Source organism: Streptomyces sp. NPDC088147 (genome assembly GCF_044741565.1).
Lineage (GTDB): Bacteria > Actinomycetota > Actinomycetes > Streptomycetales > Streptomycetaceae > Streptomyces.
In genome coordinates, this window is the sequence record NZ_JBIUSY010000005.1 from 495,945 (window position 1) to 515,486 (window position 19,542).

Here is a 19,542-nt window from a genome sequence, read left to right on the forward strand (position 1 = left end):
TAATCCGGGCCTCGTCAGTCCCTGCCCGGCAGAGCCTGTCCGAGGAGGACCTCCGCCGCCGCCCGCGCGTGCCGTCCGTAGTCCGCGTCGCACAGCACCATGGCGCGGCTGGCCGCCCCGTCGGCGAGGATGGCCAGCTGTTCGGCGAGCGCGACCGGTTCGCGGCAGCCCAGCTCGGCCAGCAGGGCGGCGATCAGTTCCACCATGCGCAGTTTCTGTTCGCGGGCGTAGGAGTGCACCGCGCTGTCCGGGTCGGGGAACTCCACGGCGGCATCGATGAACGGACACCCGCGCACCGGACCCGTGTCAGCCTCCGCGTCCGCGTCCGCGTCCGCGGTCGGCGCCGGCGACGGCGACGGCGACGGCGACGGCGACGGGTCGAACAGCTTGAGGATCCGTTCTCGCGGCGGGATGTCCTCGCGGGTCAGCACGCTTTCCAGCGTGGCGCCGGACGTGACGAGGCTCTGCAAGTGGGCGATGACCAGGTCGTTCTTGGTCCGGAAGTGCGCGTAGAGCGTCCGCTTGGACACCGGCGCTTCCTCCGCGACCTGTTCCATGCCGGTCGCGTTGATCCCCTGGGTCGCGAACAGCCGAGCGGCGGCGGCAAGAACGCGCTCCCGGCCGCCACGCCCTCGCCGCGGAGATGCCGCAGCCGTCGTCGTACTCATACGGGAAGTATACGCACGCGTTTACTTCGAGCGGAGCGCCCTGTTAGGGTCACCACACAAGTAAACGCTCCCGTTTACTTGAGCTGTCATGAAGGAGTCCCATGGACAGGTCGGTTCGGTCGATTCCCACTGAGTCGATGCCCACTGAGTCGATGCCCACTGAGTTGAGCGGCCTCGCGGAGAAGCTGATACGCGGCCGACACGCGACCCGCGCGTTCCGCCCGGAGGCCGTCCCCGAGGACACGATGCGCGCGATCTTCTCGCTGGCCGGCGCCGCGCCGTCCAGTTCCAATACGCAGCCGTGGCAGGTGGAGGTGGTGAGCGGCGCGACGCGCCACCGTCTGGCGGCTGCCTTGCGGACGGCCCACACCGAGAGGCGCATCTCGGTGGACGTCCCGTACTCGGACGGAATGTATGCGGAGGCGCACCAGGCGCGCCGGGCGGCGTTCGGCGCAGAGCTGTACGGAGCGCTGGGCATCGGCCATGACGATCACACGTCACGCACGGCCTACGACGCGGAGAGCCTGGGCTTCTACGGTGCCCCACACGCCGCGTTCCTGTTCGTCGACGGTGACGCTGACGGTGACGGCGGCGCCGGGGCCCGCCTGGCCGCGGACGTCGGCTCCTACATGCAGACGCTGCTCCTGGCCATGACCGGGTACGGCGTGGACAGCTGCCCGCAGGGGCTGCTGAGCTTCTACGCCGACACGGTCCGCGCCGAACTCGGCGTCACCGGCGGAAGCCTGCTCGTCGGCATCTCCTTCGGCTACGCCGACGAGACCGCGCCGGTGAACCGGATCACGACCGAGCGGGCTCCGCTTGAGTCGACCACGACGTTCCACGGCTGAGCCGTGTCCGGCCGCTCCCGGCTCCGCGCGTCATCGCGCGGACACGTCCTGGCGAAAGTTGTTGAATGCGATGCCGTTGGTGAGGGAGGTGATACCGCTCTGCACACCATCGATCTTGACGGTCTGTCCGGATACGTGTTTCACGTAGACACGCATCAGGAATGTCCGGCTGCCGCACGCGGGGTCGACGGGGAGGTTGGACAGGGCGGAGTAGCCGACGGCGTGGTGCGCGTCGTCGGTGACGGTCCGACGGGCGGGCGCGCTGTGGGTCCGGCACGCATGGGCGGTGGCATCGAGCTGGATGAACTCGAAGCGGGTGTCCACGACCGCGTTCCGGCCGCGCGGGTGGACCTGCATGGTTTCGGCGCACGAAGCGGTTCCCCGGTAGCACGTGGTCAGTTCGACATTCGCCTGTGCCGAGACGCTGACCGCGTCGGGGTGTGCCTGCCACTTGTGGACCGGCGTTCCGTCGTCGTAGAAGACCCAGGCATCCCGGCGGGCGGCTCCGCCACCGACATACGTGCACGCACCGGCTGTGTCGGCACTCGCGCAGGCAGGGTTCTGCCACCAGCGCGCACCTTGCTGGTGGGTGTCGTCGCTCTCCAGCCACGTGCTGTTGGCGACCGCTGTGAGGTGGTAGGTGCCCGGCAGCGTCGAGTAGGCCGTGCCCTGGAGCACGCAGGTATAGACACCGGCGGTCGGCGCGGTGAACAGCAGATCAGCGTAGAGCGGCAGATGGCCCGGGATCGCGTACGTGCTGGTGTCACTGCCTTCGTGGTTACGGGCAGACGCCGCGACGACGGGCACGGTCTCGCCCGTTGAGTCCAGGCACCTGATGCGCTCCGTCAGACCGACGATTCCGGTCGTGCTGCTGGTGGCTTCGAGCCGGCCACGCAGATGCCGTTTCTCCCCGGCCGCAAGGGTCATCGTCCGTCGCAGCAGGTCGACAGTGGCACCTCGGGGTATGTCCGTGTCGGCGGCCAGGGTGAGACGGCTGACGCTACCGGCGGCCGGTCCGGTCACGCCGACCGCTTCGGTTGCTTCGGCTGGAGCCCACCAAAGCGGCATGAGCAGCACCGCCGCCAGAACGGCCGTGAGAGCCTTGCGCACATCTCTGTTCCTGACGGTGCCCATATACCTGTCCGTTCCTGTCCGTTCCTGCTGCGTCGGCGGCTGAGGTACCCAAGGAAACGTGACCTCAGCCACCGGAGAGCACAGTGCCCTGAAAAGAGAGAAAAGCCAGGTCGGGGACAGCCCGCGGACAGCCCCGACCCAAGGCTCACGGGCGCGCGTTGCCCATGCACACCAGGTCGCCATAGGCGGCGCCAAGGTTGGGGACACCGATATTGCTGCTGAATCCGCCGCCCACCAACGTACGGGCCACCTTGTAGACACCGACGTCGGCGTAGTAGTGCCAGACCTTCGCGTCCACCGACAGGTTGTTGTCGTACGACACGATGGTGCCGAACGTGAAGTCCTGAGGGAAGAAACAGGAGTTGGTACTGCCGCTGGCAATGCGGTTACCACCGAAGCTTGTCGCGTCGTAGACGCAGACGCGGTTCGCCGGGCATGGGCCGTCCGCGGCGGCCGGTGACGCCGTCACCATCATGCCCCCCGCTGCCAGGAGCATGACCGAAGCGGTGCCGGCGGTTCTCTTCTTCCACGACACGTGTGTTCCCCCAGAGGTCTGGTGTGTTTGCGTTCGATGACGGAGAGATGGCATCGAGCGGACCGTCAGCTTCGTTTTCGTTTCCTTTCCGCTCGTCACCCACTCTCGCCATTCCCGCCCGTGCCGTCTTTGACGGAGGGTGCACAACACTTGTCTCTGCGTCCACAGGTCCCGAGCTGATTCATCCGCTACCCCCGCTTCAGCCGCGCCTTCCGCACCGCCTGTGGCCACCCGGCCGGTGGTGGCGAGAATCCGGCGGTTCCTGGCAATCGAGCCACTACTACGTGCGTGAGCAGCGCCTTAGCGTCGGCATGAGCACTGCCGGACCCCCCGCTGTAGCCGAAGTCGTAACCGAAGCCGAAGCCGAAGCCGAAAGAGCGATCCCCGCCGTGACGAAGTTCCTGCTCGCCGTTCATGTCCTCGCCGCGATCGTCGCGATCGGCCCGGTCACCGTCGCCGCCAGCATGTTCCCGCCGTACGCGAGGCGGGCGATGGCAGCGCCCGGGGATCCCCGGGCGCTGACGTCGGTACAACTGCTGCACCGCATCTGCCGCGTCTACGCGGTGGTGGGCCTCGCCGTGCCGGTGTTCGGCTTCGCCACAGGCAGCGCGATGGGCGTGCTGGGAGACACCTGGCTGATCGTCTCGATCATCCTGACCGGGCTCGCGGCCGTCACGCTCATGGTGCTGGTACTGCCGCGCCAGGAGGCGATAGTGACGGACCTCGAAGAGGCCACCGGAACATCAACGACCAAGCTGACCGCGCGTCTGGGCATGCACACGGGGATCTTCAACCTCCTGTGGGCGACGGTCACGGTCCTGATGATCATCCGCCCCGGCTCCACGACGGGCGCGTGAACGTCCGGCAGGTCAGTCAACCCACCGCCGCCGTACGCAGGAACCGCACCAGGTCGTCCACGCTGTACCCGAGCAGCGGCCCGCGCTCGGCGGCCATCAGCAGCAACTGCCCCACCACCTCCGCGCCCCGGCCGTCGGTCCCGTCGGAGGCCCACTCCCAGAGCCCCTCGATCCCGAGATCGGTCATGAGCAGGCCGTGTTCCGCCCTGATCTCCGCGCACAGCGGCGCCACCGCGTCGAGCAGGGTCGCACCCCGGCGCACGCAGCGCAGACTGAAGTACGCCTCGAATCGCACCACCGTGCATCCCTCCGGTGGCCGGGCCTTGAGCCCGTCGTAACGGGGGTCGTCGAAGTCCGGGGAACTGTCGGCTGAGCAGTGCACGAGGCTGAACGAGTGGGTGACGGCATCTCTTGTGTCCTGGGTACGAAGCAACGCAACTCTCCACTGTGTGTGACTGTTTGGGCTACACAGAGTGGCCGACAGTCGCTAGCGTGCCTAGAGGAAGCAGCACAACACCGACATCTGTCTCACCGGGAGCACCTGTGCCTGGACCCAAGCCACTTGACCCGTCGTCATCACCCCGCGCCATGCTCGGCGCCGAGCTACGACATCAGCGCGACGAAGCGGATATGTCCCAGGAAGAGCTGGGCAGGCCGATCTTCGTCAGCGGATCGCTCATCGGCCAGATCGAGGCGGGTACGCGCCGAATGCAGCCGGAATACGCGATTCACTTCGATGAGGTCTTCAAGACGGACGGCTTCTTCCTGCGGAATTGCGAGGCGCTGAAGAAGTCGAAGTATCCGGATCACTTCGCGGAGGCGGCGGAGGCCGAGGCGATCGCGACGATGATCAAGGAGTACGCGCCGCAACTGATCCCGGGGCTATTGCAGACGGAGGCGTATGCGCGGGCGGTGTTCCGCAGGTACCACCCGACGGCGACGGAGGAGGTCATCGACGAGTTGGTGTCGGCTCGGCTGGATCGGGCCAAGCTGCTGAAGGATCCAACAAGGCCCGTTGTGTGGACGGTGCTTGACGAGGCGATTCTTCGCCGACCGGTGGGCGGACCTGCGGTGATGGCGGAGGCGCTGCGCCATGTCGTTGCTCTGATGCGACGGCACAGGATCATCGTGCAGGTGCTGCCGTTCAGCGCAGGTGCTCACGCGGCGCTTGAGGGCGCACTCAAGCTCATGTCCTTCGAGGACGCACCCCCACTCGCCTACCTGGAGGCGATGGGATCGGGCCAGTTGCTGGACGATCCGGCGACGGTGGCCCGGCACGAACTGACCTACGATCTAGTGGGGGCCAGCGCACTCTCACCGGAAAAATCCTTGGCCCTGGTCGAATCAGTGGCGGAGGATTACGAGCATGAAAAGCAGCAGCCATGAGTACGACCTGAGCGGCGTGTCTTGGCGCAAGTCCAGTTATAGCGGCGGCAGCGGCGGCAACTGCCTGGAAGTAGGCAGCTGGCAGAAGTCGACGTACAGCGACGGTAGCGGTGGCAATTGCCTGGAGATCGGCACCTCCTGGCGCAAGTCGACCCACAGCGGCGGGGACGGCGGCGACTGCGTCGAAGTAGGCACTGTCTGGCACAAGTCGACCCACAGCGGAGGCAGCGGAGGTGACTGCGTCGAAGTAGGCAGTGTCTGGCGCAAGTCGACCCACAGCGGAGGCAGCGGCGGAAGCTGCGTCGAGGTGGGCGGTGTCTGGCGCAAGTCCACCCACAGCGATGGCAGCGGCGGAAGCTGCGTCGAGGTGGCCGACGGGCACCCCGACATCGTCCCCGTCCGCGACTCCAAGTTCCCCGACCGCCCGGCACTCGTCTTCCGTACGGCGTCCTGGTCCACCTTCATCTCCGACATCAAGGCCGACAGCAACGCCGGCTGACCGGCGGAGTGGCCTGACGCGGGTTGTCGGACCACTCCACCAAGAGGTCGCGCGGATGGGGGGCCGACGACAACGCCGCCGGGCGCCGCCCATCGGCACGCGACGCCGCCCCACCCGTCCGCGCGCCTCTTACCGACTCGGTCGGCTTTAATCCAGTGTCGTGGTCGAAGACGAAGTGCACGAGATGGTTACTCGGGCGGTGCGGGAGGCCGTTGACGCCGAAGAACGCGGCGTTCTCGTCCGCTTGGACCAGGGAGCGATCGGGTGGATCTGCCAGGTCAGCGACTGGTGGCCAAGCGAGCAGGCCAATGCGGCTCAGACGATGATTCGGTCCCTGCGTGATCCGACCGCGATCCCGTTGCTGGTGGCGCTTGTCACCGGCGCGCGGCAGATGCCTCCCGATTGCGCCCAGTCCTTGCCCTATTGGTGTGTCGAAGCTGCTACGGCGATCCCCGGCGAGCGGACGTTGGCCGCGTTGCTTGAGGTGCTGACCGAATCTTCTGGCAACACGACGGATCTGCGTGCCGCGGTCGCCGAGGCGCTCGGCGACCGGGGCGATATGCACGCGATCGACGGTTTGCGGACCACGCTGACGGAGATCGGATCCGGGCAGAGTGACGGAGAACATCGGTGGCTGAAGGTGAAGACCGCGACCGCGCTGGCCAAACTGGGCGACGCCGGCGGGCTGGCCGTCGCCGTGGATGCCCTCGGTGATGAGTGGGCGCCGGTGCGGTGGGGCGCTGTGCAGGCCATCGAGGTGCTTCGCCCGCCCAACGCCGTCGAACTGTTGTCACCGCTGATACACGACCCCGACGCGCGGCACGATGCGATCCGGTCGCTGGCCGAGGTCGGCACCCCGGAAGCCATCGACGTGCTGATCCCCCTCGCTGACGACCCGGACCGGGACGTGGCCGAACTCTGCGTCATGACCGTGGCCAAGCTCATCGGCCTGCGCATTGACCACAACGCCGGACAGCTTCCCGATCGAGCCGGGCTCGCCGCCGCCTGGCAGCAGATTCGCCAGACCGAGTAGGAGGTCGCGCGGATGGGTGGGGCGGCCTCTAAGCTGCCGGCCATGACTGACTTCGTACTGGTGGCAGGGGCATGGCTCGGTTCCTGGGCGTGGGACGAGGTGGTGCCGGAGCTGCGCGCGGCGGGCCACGGCGCCCACGCGCTGACGCTGTCCGGTCTCGCCGAGAAGCAGGGCGTACCGGCCGGACAGCAGACGCACGTCCGGGACATCGTCGACGCGGTCGAGCGCGACGATCTGCGGGACGTCGTCCTGGTCGGGCACAGCTATTCGGGCATCCCGGTCGGCCAGGCCGCCGAACTGATCGGTGAGCGGCTGACCCGCGTCATCTTCGTGGACTCCAGCGTTCCGGCTGACGGCGAGTCGTTCGTCTCCGACTGGCCGGACGGCCGGGCGATGGTGGAGGCGGCGATCGCCGAGACCGGTGGTTTCTGGCCGCCGCTGCCCGCGCCCGACTATGCCGGTCAGGGTCTGACCGACGCGCAGATCACCCGGATCGTCACCGGCTCGACGCCCCACCCGGGCGCCTCCCTGACCGAGCCCGCCAAGCTGCGCCGCCCGCTCGGCGAGCTTCCGGCGACGTACGTCAAGTGCCTGCTCGACGGCGCCGAGCCGAGCCCCCGCGTGGCGGCCCTGCTGACCAGCGACCGCTGGCGGCTGGTCGAGCTGGACACCGGCCACTGGCCGATGTTCTCCGAGCCCCACGAACTGGCCCGCGTCCTCCTCGGACGTATGTGAGGTCCTGGTCGCTGCCTCGTCTCCCTTACGCTCGGACCATGGTGCAGAGCCAGGCGGACGATGTGGACGGCTACCTCGCCGAGGTTCCCGAGGAGCGCAAGGAGGCGTTGACCCGGCTGCGTGCGCTGTGCCGTGCGGAGCTGCGGGGATTCACCGAGGTGATGGCGTACGGGATGCCCGCCTACGAGCGGAACGGCACGGGGGAGATCGCCTTCGCGAGCCAGAAGCAGTACATCTCCTTCTATGTGCTGCGCGGCGACGTCCGCGAGTCCTTCGCCGGCCGGCTGGCGGGCCATGACATGGGCAAGGGCTGCCTGCGCTTCCGAAGGCCGGAGAGGATCGACTTCGAGCTTCTCCGGGATCTGCTGCGGGCCACGGCGGCCGGGCCGGGCAAGGTCTGCTGAGTCAACGGCCTTGAGCGATCACGCGGACCACCACCTGGCACCGACCATGATTCCGGGCGTCCACGGCGTCCTCGATCCGGAGCCGTGGATCCGCCGGGCCCATGAGGACACGACAGCCTCGAAGAGGACATGTACAGCCTCGTCGTGTACGACGCGATGACGATCCGGCCCGCGCCTCCCGAGGAGGCCATGGCCACCGCGCGGGACGGTCTGGCCCTCCCCCTGGCGGGAGAGGTCCAGACGGAGGGAATGCGCCCCGGACCCGCGTTCCGCTGCCGCGTCCGTGCGGGGTCACTCGATGTGGCCACCTGGACGACGGAGATCTTCGTGGACGCCCTGAGGTCCACGGGAACGACCGCCCCGGCACCGATCACCGTGTCGGCCCGGGAGCGCACTCAACAGGAAGAACCCACTCAGCCGGCTATGCGGTAGCCGAAGTTGCCGCCGCTGGTCAGGCCCCCGAGGGTGCCCAGGTGGAAGCTGGTGGAGCCGGTGGCCGTGACGCCGGTGGGGCCGGTCGGGAACGTCCAGACCCGGCCCTTGTAGCCGTCCTCGCCGTTGCCGCCGACGTAGACCTCGGGGCTGCCGTCCTTGTCGGAGTCGAGCACGGCCGCCGCGGCACCGAAGTGGTCCTCGTTCTCGGACGTGCTGGGGACGCTCTTGGAGTTCTGGGTGAACGTCACGGCACCCGTGGTGGTGATGCCCGTGGCGCTGCCGCGCAGCACGGTGAACGCACCCGACTGCGAGGTGGTCGCCGGGTCGGAGGCGGTCTCGTAGGAGGCGCCGATGATCACGTCGTCGTAGCCGTCCTGGTCGGTGTCCCCCATGGCCACCGCCGACCCGAACTTGTCGCCCGCCTCTTCGATCCCCGGCACGCCCGTGCTGGCCTGGCTGTAGGAGCGGTGCTTCACGGTGTCGCTCAGACCGTTCGGACCGCCGTAGATCACATAGACCTTGTTCTGGTCCGCGTGACCGGTGACCAGGTCCTGGTAGCCGTCCTTGTTCAGATCGCCGAAGGCCGACGGGTAGGAGGTGTCGTACCAGTGAAGCCCGGTGAACGTGCCGCCCTTGACCAGCCCGGTGGCCGTGCCCTTGAGCACCAGGGCCCCCGGCTTGCCGTTCCCGAGCACGACACCGCCGCCCACGGTGACATCGTCGACGCCGTCACCCGTCAGGTCCCCCACGTAGACGGCGGAGGTCGACTGCTTGTCGAGCTTCCCGGTGTTGCGGAACCAGGCCCCGGCCGACGTGCCCGTGGTCCGGTTCATCGGGCCCAGCCGGACGGACAGGCCGTAGGTCAAGCCGTCGTGTCCGCGGGTGACGAAGTCGTCCACCCCGTCACCGTTGACGTCCCCCACGCCGACGGTGCCGCCGAGCAGCGTCGTGGGCGCGGCGGAGGTCTTCCCGACCGGAATGGCCGTGCCCGCGCCGGTGATGCCGTCCGCGCTCCCCCACAGCACCATGAACCGCTCGGCCCAGTTGAGCACCAGGTCGTCGTACCCGTCACCGTCCAGATCCCCGAACGAACCGACTTCCCGCCACTTCCCGTCGTCCACCGGGTCCCCCGGGACCCCCGGCGTGGCCTGGCTGATGATGGAGGCACTGCTGAGCTTCAGCCCCTCGGCCGACCCGTAGGCGACGGTGACCACTCCGGCCCGCTTGACGGCCCCCACCGTCGCGGTGTGCGCTCCGGTGGCGAAGTCCGGATACCCGTCGCCGTTGAAGTCCGCGTCCTGTGCCCCAGCGGACTTTGCCCCTGGGGCCTTTCCCGTCGCCGTCACTGCCCCTACGGCCTTTTCCCCCACAGCCTTTTCCCCCACAGCCACCGGCGCGGCGCCGGCGACCGGTGCCACGGCGGTGACACCGAGCATGGCGGCCGCGCAGACGGCAGCCATGGTGAGCGCTCTTTCGCGCATCAGAACCCCCCAGGTTCCTGCGGGCGGCCCGAACAGCCGCCCCAAAAGATCGAATACGCGTGTGATCCTACGGGCCGCCTCTGACAATGGCTCTGCCCTTTTTGCCGCCTACGCTCACGGTCGTCCCGACGGCAGGACACCCTGCTCGCTCGATACGACGCCCGGCTCACTCGGTGCGGATCCCCGCTCGTCCGGTACGGATCCCCGCTCGTTGGGTGCGGATCCGCGCTCGCCCGGTGCGGACCCCTGCTCGCCCGGCCGCACCTCGACCTCGGGTGTGGCCGCCGACGGTTCGGTGATGCCCGGGGTTCGGGCGGGCGGCACCGGAGCGGGCTCGCGCGGGCCGCCGGGCAGCAGCGCCGCCAGGTAGACGGCCACCACCGCGGCGGCCACACCGAGTCCGGCGAGGGCGATCCCGCGCACCCGGCGCACACTCCAGCCGCGTCCCTCCGGGGGTGCGTCGTGCCGCAGGTCGCGGTGTGTGATGAGCGCGGCGCGCGCGGCCAGCGCGGCACGCAGCCGGTCCTCGGTCGCGAGGCGGCGGTCCTCGGCATCCTGCTTCATCGGACCACCTCCAGCTTCTTCTCCAGCGCGTCCAGCGCACGGCTCGCGGTGGACTTCACGGTGCCGCGCGACAGACCGAGTGTCTTCGCGATCTGCGCCTCGGTCAGCTCCGACCAGTAGCGCAGCACCAGCACCTCGCGCTGGCGCCGGGTCAACTGGGCGAGTGCGTCGAGGACTTGACGGTGTTCCTCGGCGAGCAGCAGCCCCTCGTCCACGGGCGGCCCGTATCCCTCATGGGGCGGGGTGTGGCCACGGGCGGTGCGGCGTCTGCGCAGTACGGAGCGGGCCGCGTTGACCACGGCGGTGTGCAGGTAGGCCGCCGGGTCCTGGAGCCCGTCGAGCGAGGTGCCGTGATGACGGCAGACCGCGGCGAAGGCGTCCTGCACGACGTCCTCGGCGGTGTGCAGATCGTCCACCAGGAAGAGCGCGAGCCGCACCATGTCGAGTCGCCGCGCCCGGTACAGCTCGGCCAGGGTGGGCCGTGGCTCGTCGTGGTGCGGCGTCGTACCGAGTGCCCGCGGGTGACGCCCCCGCGTCGGCATGTCCTCGGCCGGGGACATGCGGGCGAGCAGGCGGGACCACCAGGGCGGCGGTGCGGGGATGGCGTACTGCATGGACCTCGTTCCGTTGCGGGAGGGGCGGGCGGCCCGGGGGTTGGCCGGCCCGCCCCATGGCGCTGCCCCCGCCGCTTACTTCACCGAGGCGGGCCGGCCCTCGGAGACGACCTTCGGCGCCTTGCCCTCGGCGGCGGGCACGCTCTCGGCGACGGCCTCAGGCGCCACGCCCTCGGCGACGGCCTTCGGCGCGACGGCCTCACCACCCGGCTTGCCTTCGGCGACCACCTTCGGCGCGACGGCCTCCGGCGCCTTGACCTCACCGCCCGGCTTGCCCTCGGCGACCACCTCCGGCGCGACGGCCTTCGGCGCCTTGGCCTCACCGGCCGACGTGCCGTCGTCGACGACGTCCGGCGCGACCGGGGACGGCTTCTTCTCGCCGGAGTCGGCGACGGCCTGCGTGGCGAAACCGCCACCCAGCAGCAGCGCGGCACCGATGGCGGCGCCCATGCCCCGGCGGAGGGAACGGCGGTTCGGTTTGGCGTGCGACGACATGAGTTTCTCCCGAACTGTACGACTACACGGTCTGGAACATCAGCTGAAGGGCGCCTTCAACCCACCAGACGTGCGACACCCGCCGGGGTTGCGCCCGCCGCCGAAAAACTTCCTCACGGCCCGGGGCTCAAGCCTCAGGGTCCGAGCCCTCTTTCCAAGGAATGGAAGGCGGGTCTCTCCCCACCCACCCTCCCTGCCTGGGGGGTTGACTTTTCGTGACCGACTTGCCACGCAGGGTCGCGACGCTTTAGCGTGCCGCACAGAGCACAAAACGGGCCCCCGCCGATGCTTGCGACATCTGGCGAGGGCCTAACCAACAAGATCGACACCCAAAGAAAAGCGATCCCATGGCTGAGAGCCACCTTAGTGCCGCCGCGCCCGAGACGCACGCGGCCTCGCCCGCTTCACCCTCTTCTCCCCCGATGGCGTCCCCCGGCTACGGCAAGCGTTCGACACCCGGTCAACAGCCCCGCAGGGCCGACGACTTCGCGCACCTGCCGCCGCGCGAGGCCGCCGTCGCCGCGTTCCTCGACCGGCTGCCCGAGGGCACGGACATCTCGGTGAAGGCCCTCGCCAAGGTGCTCCCGTACGGGCAGTGCGCCCTGCGTACCGCGCTCCGCCGCCTCCAGGTGGCCGGGCATCTGCGGCGCGGCAAGGAACACCTCTCCGGGCCGGACGGCATGCGCTGGGTGACGCGTACGTGGTTCTCCCGTACCGCGCGGGACAACGGCTGGTGGGCGGCGTTCGTCTCCGGCGACCTGGCCACCGCGGACGCGCGGGCCAACACCTCGGACCCGCCGACCCGTTCGCGCGCCTTCATCCTGCTCGCCGCGCTCGGCCGCAGCGCGCCGGTGATGTCGCTGTCGGCAGCCGACTGCGCGGCCCTGGAGCCGCTGACCACGCCATGGTTCGAACGGGGCGCCACCGAGAGGGACATCCTGCACGCCCTCACCGCCGGACTCCCCGCCGTCGTCCACCACCCGGCGGCGCTCGCCCGCGTACGGCTGACGTCCAAGCTCCCACCGGAGCGGATCCGCGCGCCACGCCCGCCACTGCGGGTCCTGGAGTGCGCGAAGTGCGGCGCCCCCGGCCGTCCCGAGGCACTCACGGACGGCGAGTGCGGCCCGTGCCGGGGCGAGCCCGTCCCCGTACGCCCTGCCTCCCGGCTATCCCCCGCCCAGGTCCGGGCCCGCGTCGCCGAGGCCCGCTCGGCGGCGACCCACCCACCCGAAAGGACCCGTACATGACCAATCCAGTCGATCCGCCGCCATGAAACCGGGGCACCATGGAGGGGAGGAGGCGACACCATGACCCCCAGCTCAAGCCGCCAGGCGAGGCCGCAGATGCGAGTCGAGGACTTCGAAGAACTCGAACGCGGCGCGCCCGAGACCGTACGACTCGAATTCATCAACGGAAAGCTAGAGGTCAAGCCGGTGCCCGACGGCGATCACGGAGCCATCGTCATGTGGCTCCTGCGGCAGTGCATGCAGCATCGTCCCGAACTCGCGCTGTACCCGGAGCAGGGGCTCCTCACCGAGTCCTACCGCAACGGCCGCGCCCGCCCGGACGGAGCCCTGGCGCCCCTCGACCACTTCGTGGGTCAGGGCGAGTGGGCGCCCGCCGATGGCGTCCTCATGACGGTCGAGGTCACGTCCCACGATCGCGACACAGACCTCCGTGACCGCGTCGAGAAGCGCGACGGTTACGCAGCCACCGGCATCCCCGTCTATCTCCTCGTCGACCGGGACGCCGAAGAGCTGGTCGTCTACACCGAACCGCACAAGGGCACATACCTGAGCCGCGCGTCACACTCGTACGGCGCCACGGTCAAACTCCCCCACCCCGTCTCCATCACCCTGGAAACCGAGAAGCTCAAGGACTACACCCGCTGACGAAGCCTCACGGAAAAGCCCGAGGGCGGCACCCCCGCGAAGGGGTACCGCCCTCGGTCACTTCAGACCATGGACCAGGTCCGAGCCGTCAGGCTCAGAAGTCCATGTCACCGCCCGGCATGCCGCCGCCGGCCGGGGCCGCGCCGGCCTTCTCCGGCTTGTCGGCGATGACAGCCTCGGTGGTGAGGAACAGCGCCGCGATGGAGGCGGCGTTCTGCAGGGCAGAGCGCGTCACCTTCGCGGGGTCGATGATGCCCTCGGCGATCATGTCGACGTACTCGCCGGTCGCGGCGTTCAGGCCGTGACCGATCGGCAGGTTGCGGACCTTCTCCACCACAACGCCGCCCTCAAGACCACCGTTGACGGCGATCTGCTTGAGCGGGGCCTCCAGCGCGAGCTTGACGGCCTGCGCGCCGGTCGCCTCGTCGCCCGTCAGCTCAAGCTTCTCGAAGACCGAGGAAGCCTGGAGCAGAGCCACGCCACCACCGGCGACGATGCCCTCCTCGACGGCGGCCTTGGCGTTGCGCACCGCGTCCTCGATGCGGTGCTTGCGCTCCTTGAGCTCGACCTCGGTCGCGGCGCCGGCCTTGATGACGGCCACGCCGCCGGCCAGCTTCGCGAGGCGCTCCTGGAGCTTCTCGCGGTCGTAGTCCGAGTCGCTGTTCTCGATCTCGGCGCGGATCTGGTTGACCCGCCCGGCGACCTGGTCGCTGTCACCGGCACCGTCGACGATGGTGGTCTCGTCCTTGGTGATGACGACCTTGCGGGCGCGGCCCAGCAGGTCCAGGCCGGCGTTCTCCAGCTTGAGGCCGACCTCCTCGGAGATGACCGTGCCGCCGGTGAGGATGGCGATGTCGTTGAGCATGGCCTTGCGGCGGTCACCGAAGCCCGGGGCCTTGACGGCGACGGACTTGAAGGTGCCACGGATCTTGTTGACGACCAGGGTCGACAGCGCCTCGCCCTCGACGTCCTCCGCGATGATCAGCAGGGGCTTGCCCGACTGCATGACCTTCTCCAGCAGCGGAAGGAGGTCCTTCACGTTGCCGATCTTGGAGTTGACGATCAGGAGGTACGGGTCGTCCAGGGACGCCTCCATACGCTCCATGTCGGTGGCGAAGTACGCCGAGATGTAGCCCTTGTCGAAGCGCATGCCCTCGGTGAGCTCAAGCTCGAGACCGAAGGTCTGCGACTCCTCGACGGTGATGACGCCTTCCTTGCCGACCTTGTCCATGGCCTCGGCGATCAGCTCGCCGATCTGGGTGTCGGCGGCGGAGATGGAGGCGGTCGAAGCGATCTGCTCCTTGGTCTCCACGTCCTTGGCCTGCTCCAGCAGGGCACCGGAGACGGCCTCGACGGCCTTCTCGATGCCGCGCTTGAGGGCCATCGGGTTGGCGCCGGCGGCCACGTTGCGCAGGCCCTCGCGGACCAGCGCCTGGGCGAGCACCGTGGCGGTGGTCGTACCGTCACCGGCGACGTCGTCCGTCTTCTTGGCGACTTCCTTGACCAGCTCGGCGCCGATCTTCTCGTACGGGTCCTCGAGCTCGATCTCCTTGGCGATGGACACACCATCGTTGGTGATCGTGGGGGCGCCCCACTTCTTCTCGAGGACGACGTTCCGGCCCTTGGGGCCAAGGGTGACCTTGACGGCGTCGGCGAGCTGGTTCATCCCGCGCTCGAGACCGCGCCGTGCCTCCTCGTCGAACGCGATGATCTTGGCCATGTGAAGTGGTCCTCCCGGACGGATGGGGTCTCCCCTGCTCGAACGCAGTTGAGAGCTTGGGGAAGGATTGCTCACGGACCGTGCTGGCGCCCGCGACGGACGGCCTGAGAGCCGGGCGGTTCCTTGCCCCACCGGCTCTTCGGGCCTCACCGACCCGGTCCTTAAGTTGTCACTCTCACTTGCAGAGTGCTAACGCCAATGATTAGCACTCGACCCCCGAGAGTGCAAGCTCCCATGACCCCCGCCGCCCGGTGCCCGCGCCGCCCATGACCATGGAGACGGGGGCACCGGGAACGCCCGAAGGGTCCGCATCCCCTGTTCGGGATGCGGACCCTTCGGCGTGAGTACGTGTACGTCAGTGCGTCGGTGGCCGATCGCGCCGGGATCAGACGGCGAGCTTGACCATGTCCGCCTGCGGACCCTTCTGGCCCTGCGAGATCTCGAACTCCACTCGCTGACCTTCTTCAAGGGTGCGGTAACCGTCCATCTGGATCGCGCTGTAGTGGACGAATACATCCGCACCACCGTCTACCGCGATGAAGCCGTAGCCCTTCTCCGCGTTGAACCACTTGACGGTGCCCTGAGCCATGCCTAACTCCCCTATTACTGGCCCTTGCACGGGGCCACACTTCGCGCCGGAACGCGTCGACCGCGGCTGAATGTATCTGCCCAACTGCCCTCTGCAACAGGTCAATCGGACGAGAATTCTGGGCATGGCCGAACACACATAGAGATGAATTCCCAGCGTTCCAGGGCAAGTCGGGCCGGGCAAAGCGCACCTACGGCGCATACGGCACTCCGACATCGGCCTCATGTTGTCGCGTTCTCGCATGCCTTCGACGGCGGCGACAGCGGGGCGTTCCCATACTGTACCCCGCTCAACCATGTAGAACGGCCCCCTCCGCTTCTCTCACGGAGGGGGCCGTTCCAGTCACAGAGCGGAGCAAATCCGGCGCGTCAGCCTCCGGCGACCGCGGGGATGATCGAGACGCCGGCGCCGGCCGGGGTGGCGGTCTCCAGGCCCTGCTCGAAGCGGACGTCGTCGTCGTTCACGTACACGTTCACGAAGCGGCGCAGCTTGCCCTGGTCGTCCAGGACGCGGCCGGCGATGCCCGGGTGGTCGGCCTCCAGGGACTGGATGACCTCGGAGAGGGTCGCCCCCTCGGCGGCGACCTCGGCCTTGCCGCCGGTGTACGTACGGAGAATGGTGGGGATGCGGACGTTGACGCTCATGGTGGTGTTCTGCCTTCCGTCTTCCGAAACGTCGGAAACGTCGTGGTGGTCGTCAGCTGCCGGCCAGGCCGGCGTCGCGGAACGCGTCCAGGCTCGGGCGGATGGTCGCCGTCGGGCCCGTCGTCGGGGCGACGGCGTCGAGCGTCTTGAGGCCGTCGCCGGTGTTCAGGACGACGGTGGTGAGCGCCGGGTCGAGGACACCGGCCTCGATCAGCTTCTTCGTCACGCCGACGGTCACACCCCCGGCCGTCTCCGCGAAGATGCCCTCGGTGCGCGCCAGCAGCTTGATCGCGTCGACGATCTGCTCGTCGGTGACGTCCTCGACGGCGCCGCCGGTACGGCGGGCGATGTCCAGGACGTACGGGCCGTCGGCCGGGTTGCCGATCGCCAGGGACTTGGCGATGGTGTCCGGCTTCTGCGGCCGTACGACGTCGTGTCCGGCCTTGAAGGCGGTGGACACCGGCGAGCAGCCCTCGGCCTGGGCGCCGAAGATCTTGTACGGCTTGTCCTCGACCAGACCGAGCTTGATCAGTTCCTGGAGACCCTTGTCGATCTTCGTGAGCTGCGAGCCCGAGGCGATCGGGACGACGATCTGGTCGGGCAGCCGCCAGCCGAGCTGCTCGCAGATCTCGTACGCCAGCGTCTTGGAGCCCTCGCCGTAGTACGGGCGCAGGTTGACGTTGACGAAGCCCCAGCCCTCGCCGAGCGGGTCGCCGATCAGCTCGGAACAGAAGCGGTTGACGTCGTCGTAGTTGCCCTCGATGCCGACGAGTTCACCGCCGTACACCGCCGCCATGACGACCTTGCCCTGCTCCAGGTCGTGCGGGATGAAGACGCAGGAACGGAAGCCGGCGCGGGCGGCGGCGGCGCCGACGGCACCGGCCAGATTGCCCGTGGAGGAGCAGGAGAGCGTGGTGAATCCGAAGGCGCGGGCGGCCTCGACGGCGATGGCGACGACACGGTCCTTGAAGGAGTGCGTCGGGTTGCCGGAGTCGTCCTTGATGTGGAGGGAGCCGGTGACGCCCAGTTCACGGGCGAGGTTGTCGGCCTTGACGAGCTTGGTGAAGCCGGGGTTGATGTTGGGCTTCGTGGCCACGTCGGCGGGGACGGGCAGCAGCGGCGCGTAGCGCCAGATGTTGTCCGGGCCCTCGGCGATGCGCTTCTTCAGCTCTTCGGGGGTGCCGCTCGGCAGGTCGTACGCGACTTCGAGCGGCCCGAAACAGTCGGCGCAGGCGAAGATCGGTCCGAGGTCGAAGCGCTGTCCGCATTCGCGGCACGAGAGTGCGGCGGCGGGTCCGAGATCAACGGCGCCGGTGTCGGAGCCGGTGTTCTGTTCGGCGGTCTGCACAGCCATGGAGGCGAGGCCCTTTCTCCTCATCTTCCTCGCGACGTACTTCGCCACGAGACGGAATTGGCACCTTCCCCACCGTGACCTCGAATGGTCGGCGGGAGGGTTGCCGGGACTTCAACGGGCCGTTCCCTCAGTCCCTCTGGATGAGCGCTATGGCACCGGACCCGGGGTCCGGTGCGTTTTTCCACGTAACGACCCCCGGCATGCGTGGGTCATTCGTGTTGTTCAAGACTGTAACCGAAGGAACGGACGGTTGAGATAGTGGTCCGCACCGCGAGATGGATCACGTTCATGGCACACGCACAGGGAGTACCGACCGTGCTGGAAGAGGTGGAGCACTGGCTGACCAGGCGTTCCTGGTCCGTGGCCGACCGCCCGCTCGACCGGCTGATGGTGGCGAAGGCCGCGCGCGGGACGACGGTGAGTGTGGTCCTTCCGGCGCTGAACGAGGAGGAGACGGTCGGCGAGATCGTGTCCGTGATCCGGCGCGAACTGATGGAGCGGGTGCGGCTCGTCGATGAACTGGTGGTGGTCGATTCCGGTTCCACCGACCGTACGGCCGCGGTCGCCGAGGCGGCGGGAGCGCGCGTGGAGCACCGGGACGCGATACTGCCGCGGCTGCCGGCCCTGCCCGGCAAGGGCGAGGTGCTGTGGCGGTCGCTGCTGGTGACGAGCGGCGAGGTCGTGTGCTTCGTGGACGCCGATCTGCGGAGGTTTTCGGCCGATTTCGTGTCGGGGATCGTGGGGCCGCTGCTGACCGACCAGGACGTGCAGTTCGTCAAGGCGATGTACGACCGCCCGCTGCTCCAGCCCGCGGCTGGACACCCCGGTCAGGGAGACCGGGAGAGCCAGGGTGGCCAGGGGAGCCAGGAAGGTCGGGGGAGCCAGGGCGGTCAGGGCGGGCGCGTGACCGAGTTGGTGGCCCGGCCGCTGCTCAATCTGCACTGGCCCCGGCTGGCCGGTTTCGTACAGCCGCTCGGTGGTGAGTACGCGGCGCGGCGCTCGCTGCTGGAACGGCTGCCGTTCCCCGTCGGGTACGGCGTGGAGCTGGGGCTGCTCGTGGACGCGCTGCACACGGCGGGTCTCGACGCGCTGGGGCAGGTCGACGTCGGGGTGCGGATCCACCGCCACCAGGACGAACGGGCGCTGGGGCGGATGGCCGCGGCGATCTACCGTACGGCGCAGCTGAGGCTGTCCCGGGCGCACTTGGTACGGCCGGAGCTGACGCAGTTCGAGCGCGGCGAGCACGGTTTCGTGCCGCGTACGCACGCGGTGGACACGGAGGAACGGCCGCCGGTGCGGGAGATCGCGGAGTACACGGCCGGACGCGCGGCGTAACGGAGTGCGATCATGTGAATTATCTAGATTGCCCGGTTATGGGCATGAATCATGTGTGGGCTGGAGCGCTGACCGGGCCGCTGGCCGCCGCCGTGCACGCGCACCTGGCCGAGGCGGGAATGGCCGGGGCGGGAAGCGCCACCGAGCGACTGTGGCTGCTGGGCGGGGTGGTGCTCGCGCTGAGCGGCGCCGGGGTGGTCGCGCTGGCCGCCCTGCGCGGCCGTCGGGACTGACGGCGGTGGCGCCTCCGTGACGGTGGCGGGGCTGACGGCGGTGGCGTCCCCGTGACGCCGGCGGGACTGACGGCGGTGCCGCCTCCG

General features: G+C 68.9%; 24 protein-coding genes and 1 riboswitch. Of the genes, 12 read left to right on the forward strand and 12 right to left on the reverse strand.

Annotation, left to right across the window (positions count from 1 at the left end; translation table 11 throughout):
* Positions 1-14: 14 nt before the first annotated feature.
* Positions 15-668, reverse strand: coding sequence for a TetR family transcriptional regulator (locus tag ACIOGX_RS20155; RefSeq protein ID WP_401914862.1), 654 nt, complete (start codon positions 666-668; stop codon positions 15-17).
* A gap of 152 nt (positions 669-820) precedes the next feature.
* Here ACIOGX_RS20155 and ACIOGX_RS20160 point away from each other — a divergent pair, with 152 nt between their 5' ends.
* Positions 821-1,516: a nitroreductase family protein gene (locus ACIOGX_RS20160; protein WP_401914865.1), complete on the forward strand. Its 696-nt coding sequence runs from the start codon at positions 821-823 to the stop codon at positions 1,514-1,516.
* A 30-nt stretch (positions 1,517-1,546) separates the two neighbouring features.
* Here the strand turns inward: ACIOGX_RS20160 and ACIOGX_RS20165 are convergent, their stop codons facing one another.
* Positions 1,547-2,626: a hypothetical protein gene (locus ACIOGX_RS20165; protein ID WP_401914868.1), complete on the reverse strand. Its 1,080-nt coding sequence runs from the start codon at positions 2,624-2,626 to the stop codon at positions 1,547-1,549.
* Between the two features lie 169 nt (positions 2,627-2,795).
* Positions 2,796-3,185, reverse strand: a complete 390-nt coding sequence (locus ACIOGX_RS20170; RefSeq protein ID WP_356514988.1) for a peptidase inhibitor family I36 protein — start codon at positions 3,183-3,185, stop codon at positions 2,796-2,798.
* A 389-nt stretch (positions 3,186-3,574) separates the two neighbouring features.
* Here ACIOGX_RS20170 and ACIOGX_RS20175 point away from each other — a divergent pair, with 389 nt between their 5' ends.
* The gene (locus ACIOGX_RS20175; protein ID WP_401768042.1) at positions 3,575-4,042 is read left to right on the forward strand and encodes a hypothetical protein; all 468 of its coding nucleotides are present in this window, start codon (positions 3,575-3,577) and stop codon (positions 4,040-4,042) included.
* A 16-nt stretch (positions 4,043-4,058) separates the two neighbouring features.
* Here the strand turns inward: ACIOGX_RS20175 and ACIOGX_RS20180 are convergent, their stop codons facing one another.
* Positions 4,059-4,424: an amidase gene (locus ACIOGX_RS20180; protein WP_401768040.1), complete on the reverse strand. Its 366-nt coding sequence runs from the start codon at positions 4,422-4,424 to the stop codon at positions 4,059-4,061.
* Between the two features lie 161 nt (positions 4,425-4,585).
* Between ACIOGX_RS20180 and ACIOGX_RS20185 the strand changes: the two genes are divergently transcribed.
* The 6 genes from ACIOGX_RS20185 to ACIOGX_RS20210 all read left to right on the forward strand — a co-directional run bounded on the left by ACIOGX_RS20185 (position 4,586) and on the right by ACIOGX_RS20210 (position 8,531).
* Positions 4,586-5,428, forward strand: a complete 843-nt coding sequence (locus ACIOGX_RS20185) for a helix-turn-helix domain-containing protein (protein WP_401914872.1) — start codon at positions 4,586-4,588, stop codon at positions 5,426-5,428.
* Positions 5,409-5,927 carry a DUF397 domain-containing protein gene (locus ACIOGX_RS20190; protein WP_401914875.1) on the forward strand — a complete coding sequence of 173 codons (519 nt, stop codon included), beginning with the start codon at positions 5,409-5,411 and terminating at the stop codon, positions 5,925-5,927. Before ACIOGX_RS20185 ends, ACIOGX_RS20190 begins: the two co-directional genes overlap by 20 nt.
* Before the next feature lie 160 nt (positions 5,928-6,087).
* A complete protein-coding gene (locus tag ACIOGX_RS20195) occupies positions 6,088-6,960 on the forward strand; it encodes a HEAT repeat domain-containing protein (protein ID WP_401914878.1) in 873 nt (290 codons plus the stop codon).
* Positions 6,961-7,002: 42 nt separating this feature from the next.
* Positions 7,003-7,695 carry an alpha/beta hydrolase gene (locus ACIOGX_RS20200; RefSeq protein WP_356514978.1) on the forward strand — a complete coding sequence of 231 codons (693 nt, stop codon included), beginning with the start codon at positions 7,003-7,005 and terminating at the stop codon, positions 7,693-7,695.
* Between the two features lie 38 nt (positions 7,696-7,733).
* Complete coding sequence (locus ACIOGX_RS20205) at positions 7,734-8,099, forward strand: DUF1801 domain-containing protein (protein WP_356514976.1); 366 nt, start codon at positions 7,734-7,736, stop codon at positions 8,097-8,099.
* A 129-nt stretch (positions 8,100-8,228) separates the two neighbouring features.
* Entirely contained in the window at positions 8,229-8,531 is a 303-nt protein-coding gene (locus ACIOGX_RS20210) for a hypothetical protein (RefSeq protein ID WP_401914882.1), read from the forward strand.
* Here the strand turns inward: ACIOGX_RS20210 and ACIOGX_RS20215 are convergent.
* The 4 genes from ACIOGX_RS20215 to ACIOGX_RS20230 all read right to left on the reverse strand — a co-directional run bounded on the left by ACIOGX_RS20215 (position 8,513) and on the right by ACIOGX_RS20230 (position 11,688).
* A complete protein-coding gene (locus ACIOGX_RS20215; protein ID WP_401914885.1) occupies positions 8,513-9,994 on the reverse strand; it encodes an FG-GAP repeat protein in 1,482 nt (493 codons plus the stop codon). The two genes, ACIOGX_RS20210 and ACIOGX_RS20215, sit on opposite strands and share 19 nt — an antisense overlap.
* A 135-nt stretch (positions 9,995-10,129) precedes the next feature.
* A complete protein-coding gene (locus ACIOGX_RS20220) occupies positions 10,130-10,579 on the reverse strand; it encodes a hypothetical protein (RefSeq protein WP_401914888.1) in 450 nt (149 codons plus the stop codon).
* Positions 10,576-11,193, reverse strand: a complete 618-nt coding sequence (locus ACIOGX_RS20225) for a SigE family RNA polymerase sigma factor (RefSeq protein WP_356514968.1) — start codon at positions 11,191-11,193, stop codon at positions 10,576-10,578. Before ACIOGX_RS20225 ends, ACIOGX_RS20220 begins: the two co-directional genes overlap by 4 nt.
* A 75-nt stretch (positions 11,194-11,268) precedes the next feature.
* A complete protein-coding gene (locus ACIOGX_RS20230; protein ID WP_401914891.1) occupies positions 11,269-11,688 on the reverse strand; it encodes a hypothetical protein in 420 nt (139 codons plus the stop codon).
* Between the two features lie 422 nt (positions 11,689-12,110).
* Here ACIOGX_RS20230 and ACIOGX_RS20235 point away from each other — a divergent pair, with 422 nt between their 5' ends.
* Together ACIOGX_RS20235 and ACIOGX_RS20240 are read left to right on the forward strand one after the other, a co-directional pair.
* On the forward strand, positions 12,111-12,935 hold the full coding sequence (locus ACIOGX_RS20235) for a hypothetical protein (RefSeq protein WP_384771080.1): 825 nt from the start codon (positions 12,111-12,113) through the stop codon (positions 12,933-12,935).
* A 60-nt stretch (positions 12,936-12,995) separates the two neighbouring features.
* Complete coding sequence (locus ACIOGX_RS20240; protein WP_356514964.1) at positions 12,996-13,580, forward strand: Uma2 family endonuclease; 585 nt, start codon at positions 12,996-12,998, stop codon at positions 13,578-13,580.
* A gap of 94 nt (positions 13,581-13,674) precedes the next feature.
* On the opposite strand, the gene groL is transcribed toward ACIOGX_RS20240, so the two are convergent.
* The 4 genes from groL to thrC all read right to left on the reverse strand — a co-directional run bounded on the left by groL (position 13,675) and on the right by thrC (position 17,887).
* Positions 13,675-15,300, reverse strand: coding sequence for a chaperonin GroEL (gene groL / locus ACIOGX_RS20245; protein WP_129767105.1), 1,626 nt, complete (start codon positions 15,298-15,300; stop codon positions 13,675-13,677).
* A gap of 385 nt (positions 15,301-15,685) precedes the next feature.
* Positions 15,686-15,889: a cold-shock protein gene (locus ACIOGX_RS20250; protein ID WP_005315736.1), complete on the reverse strand. Its 204-nt coding sequence runs from the start codon at positions 15,887-15,889 to the stop codon at positions 15,686-15,688.
* A gap of 368 nt (positions 15,890-16,257) precedes the next feature.
* The gene (locus ACIOGX_RS20255) at positions 16,258-16,533 is read right to left on the reverse strand and encodes a ubiquitin-like small modifier protein 1 (protein WP_356514963.1); all 276 of its coding nucleotides are present in this window, start codon (positions 16,531-16,533) and stop codon (positions 16,258-16,260) included.
* A 52-nt stretch (positions 16,534-16,585) separates the two neighbouring features.
* Entirely contained in the window at positions 16,586-17,887 is a 1,302-nt protein-coding gene (gene thrC, locus ACIOGX_RS20260; RefSeq protein WP_356514961.1) for a threonine synthase, read from the reverse strand.
* Positions 17,888-17,904: 17 nt separating this feature from the next.
* A riboswitch (SAM riboswitch) is annotated at positions 17,905-18,034 on the reverse strand.
* 168 nt (positions 18,035-18,202) lie between these two features.
* Between thrC and ACIOGX_RS20265 the strand changes: the two genes are divergently transcribed.
* Entirely contained in the window at positions 18,203-19,222 is a 1,020-nt protein-coding gene (locus ACIOGX_RS20265) for a glucosyl-3-phosphoglycerate synthase (protein ID WP_401915128.1), read from the forward strand.
* Positions 19,223-19,260: 38 nt separating this feature from the next.
* Positions 19,261-19,455, forward strand: coding sequence for a hypothetical protein (locus tag ACIOGX_RS20270; protein WP_356514959.1), 195 nt, complete (start codon positions 19,261-19,263; stop codon positions 19,453-19,455).
* Positions 19,456-19,542: the final 87 nt, after the last annotated feature.

What these genes read in the sequence shown, in the direction of transcription:
- ACIOGX_RS20225 (WP_356514968.1), bottom strand. Translation starts at nt 11,193, where the DNA reads ATGCAGTACGCCATCCCCGCACCGCCGCCCTGGTGGTCCCGCCTGCTC.
- ACIOGX_RS20205 (WP_356514976.1), top strand. Translation starts at nt 7,734, where the DNA reads ATGGTGCAGAGCCAGGCGGACGATGTGGACGGCTACCTCGCCGAGGTT.
- ACIOGX_RS20255 (WP_356514963.1), bottom strand. Translation starts at nt 16,533, where the DNA reads ATGAGCGTCAACGTCCGCATCCCCACCATTCTCCGTACGTACACCGGC.
- ACIOGX_RS20240 (WP_356514964.1), top strand. Translation starts at nt 12,996, where the DNA reads ATGACCCCCAGCTCAAGCCGCCAGGCGAGGCCGCAGATGCGAGTCGAG.
- ACIOGX_RS20155 (WP_401914862.1), bottom strand. Translation starts at nt 668, where the DNA reads ATGAGTACGACGACGGCTGCGGCATCTCCGCGGCGAGGGCGTGGCGGC.
- thrC (WP_356514961.1), bottom strand. Translation starts at nt 17,887, where the DNA reads ATGGCTGTGCAGACCGCCGAACAGAACACCGGCTCCGACACCGGCGCC.
- ACIOGX_RS20160 (WP_401914865.1), top strand. Translation starts at nt 821, where the DNA reads ATGCCCACTGAGTTGAGCGGCCTCGCGGAGAAGCTGATACGCGGCCGA.
- ACIOGX_RS20220 (WP_401914888.1), bottom strand. Translation starts at nt 10,579, where the DNA reads ATGAAGCAGGATGCCGAGGACCGCCGCCTCGCGACCGAGGACCGGCTG.
- ACIOGX_RS20230 (WP_401914891.1), bottom strand. Translation starts at nt 11,688, where the DNA reads ATGTCGTCGCACGCCAAACCGAACCGCCGTTCCCTCCGCCGGGGCATG.
- ACIOGX_RS20270 (WP_356514959.1), top strand. Translation starts at nt 19,261, where the DNA reads ATGGGCATGAATCATGTGTGGGCTGGAGCGCTGACCGGGCCGCTGGCC.
- ACIOGX_RS20250 (WP_005315736.1), bottom strand. Translation starts at nt 15,889, where the DNA reads ATGGCTCAGGGCACCGTCAAGTGGTTCAACGCGGAGAAGGGCTACGGC.
- ACIOGX_RS20200 (WP_356514978.1), top strand. Translation starts at nt 7,003, where the DNA reads ATGACTGACTTCGTACTGGTGGCAGGGGCATGGCTCGGTTCCTGGGCG.
- ACIOGX_RS20235 (WP_384771080.1), top strand. Translation starts at nt 12,111, where the DNA reads ATGGCGTCCCCCGGCTACGGCAAGCGTTCGACACCCGGTCAACAGCCC.
- ACIOGX_RS20190 (WP_401914875.1), top strand. Translation starts at nt 5,409, where the DNA reads ATGAAAAGCAGCAGCCATGAGTACGACCTGAGCGGCGTGTCTTGGCGC.
- groL (WP_129767105.1), bottom strand. Translation starts at nt 15,300, where the DNA reads ATGGCCAAGATCATCGCGTTCGACGAGGAGGCACGGCGCGGTCTCGAG.
- ACIOGX_RS20215 (WP_401914885.1), bottom strand. Translation starts at nt 9,994, where the DNA reads ATGGCTGCCGTCTGCGCGGCCGCCATGCTCGGTGTCACCGCCGTGGCA.
- ACIOGX_RS20210 (WP_401914882.1), top strand. Translation starts at nt 8,229, where the DNA reads ATGTACAGCCTCGTCGTGTACGACGCGATGACGATCCGGCCCGCGCCT.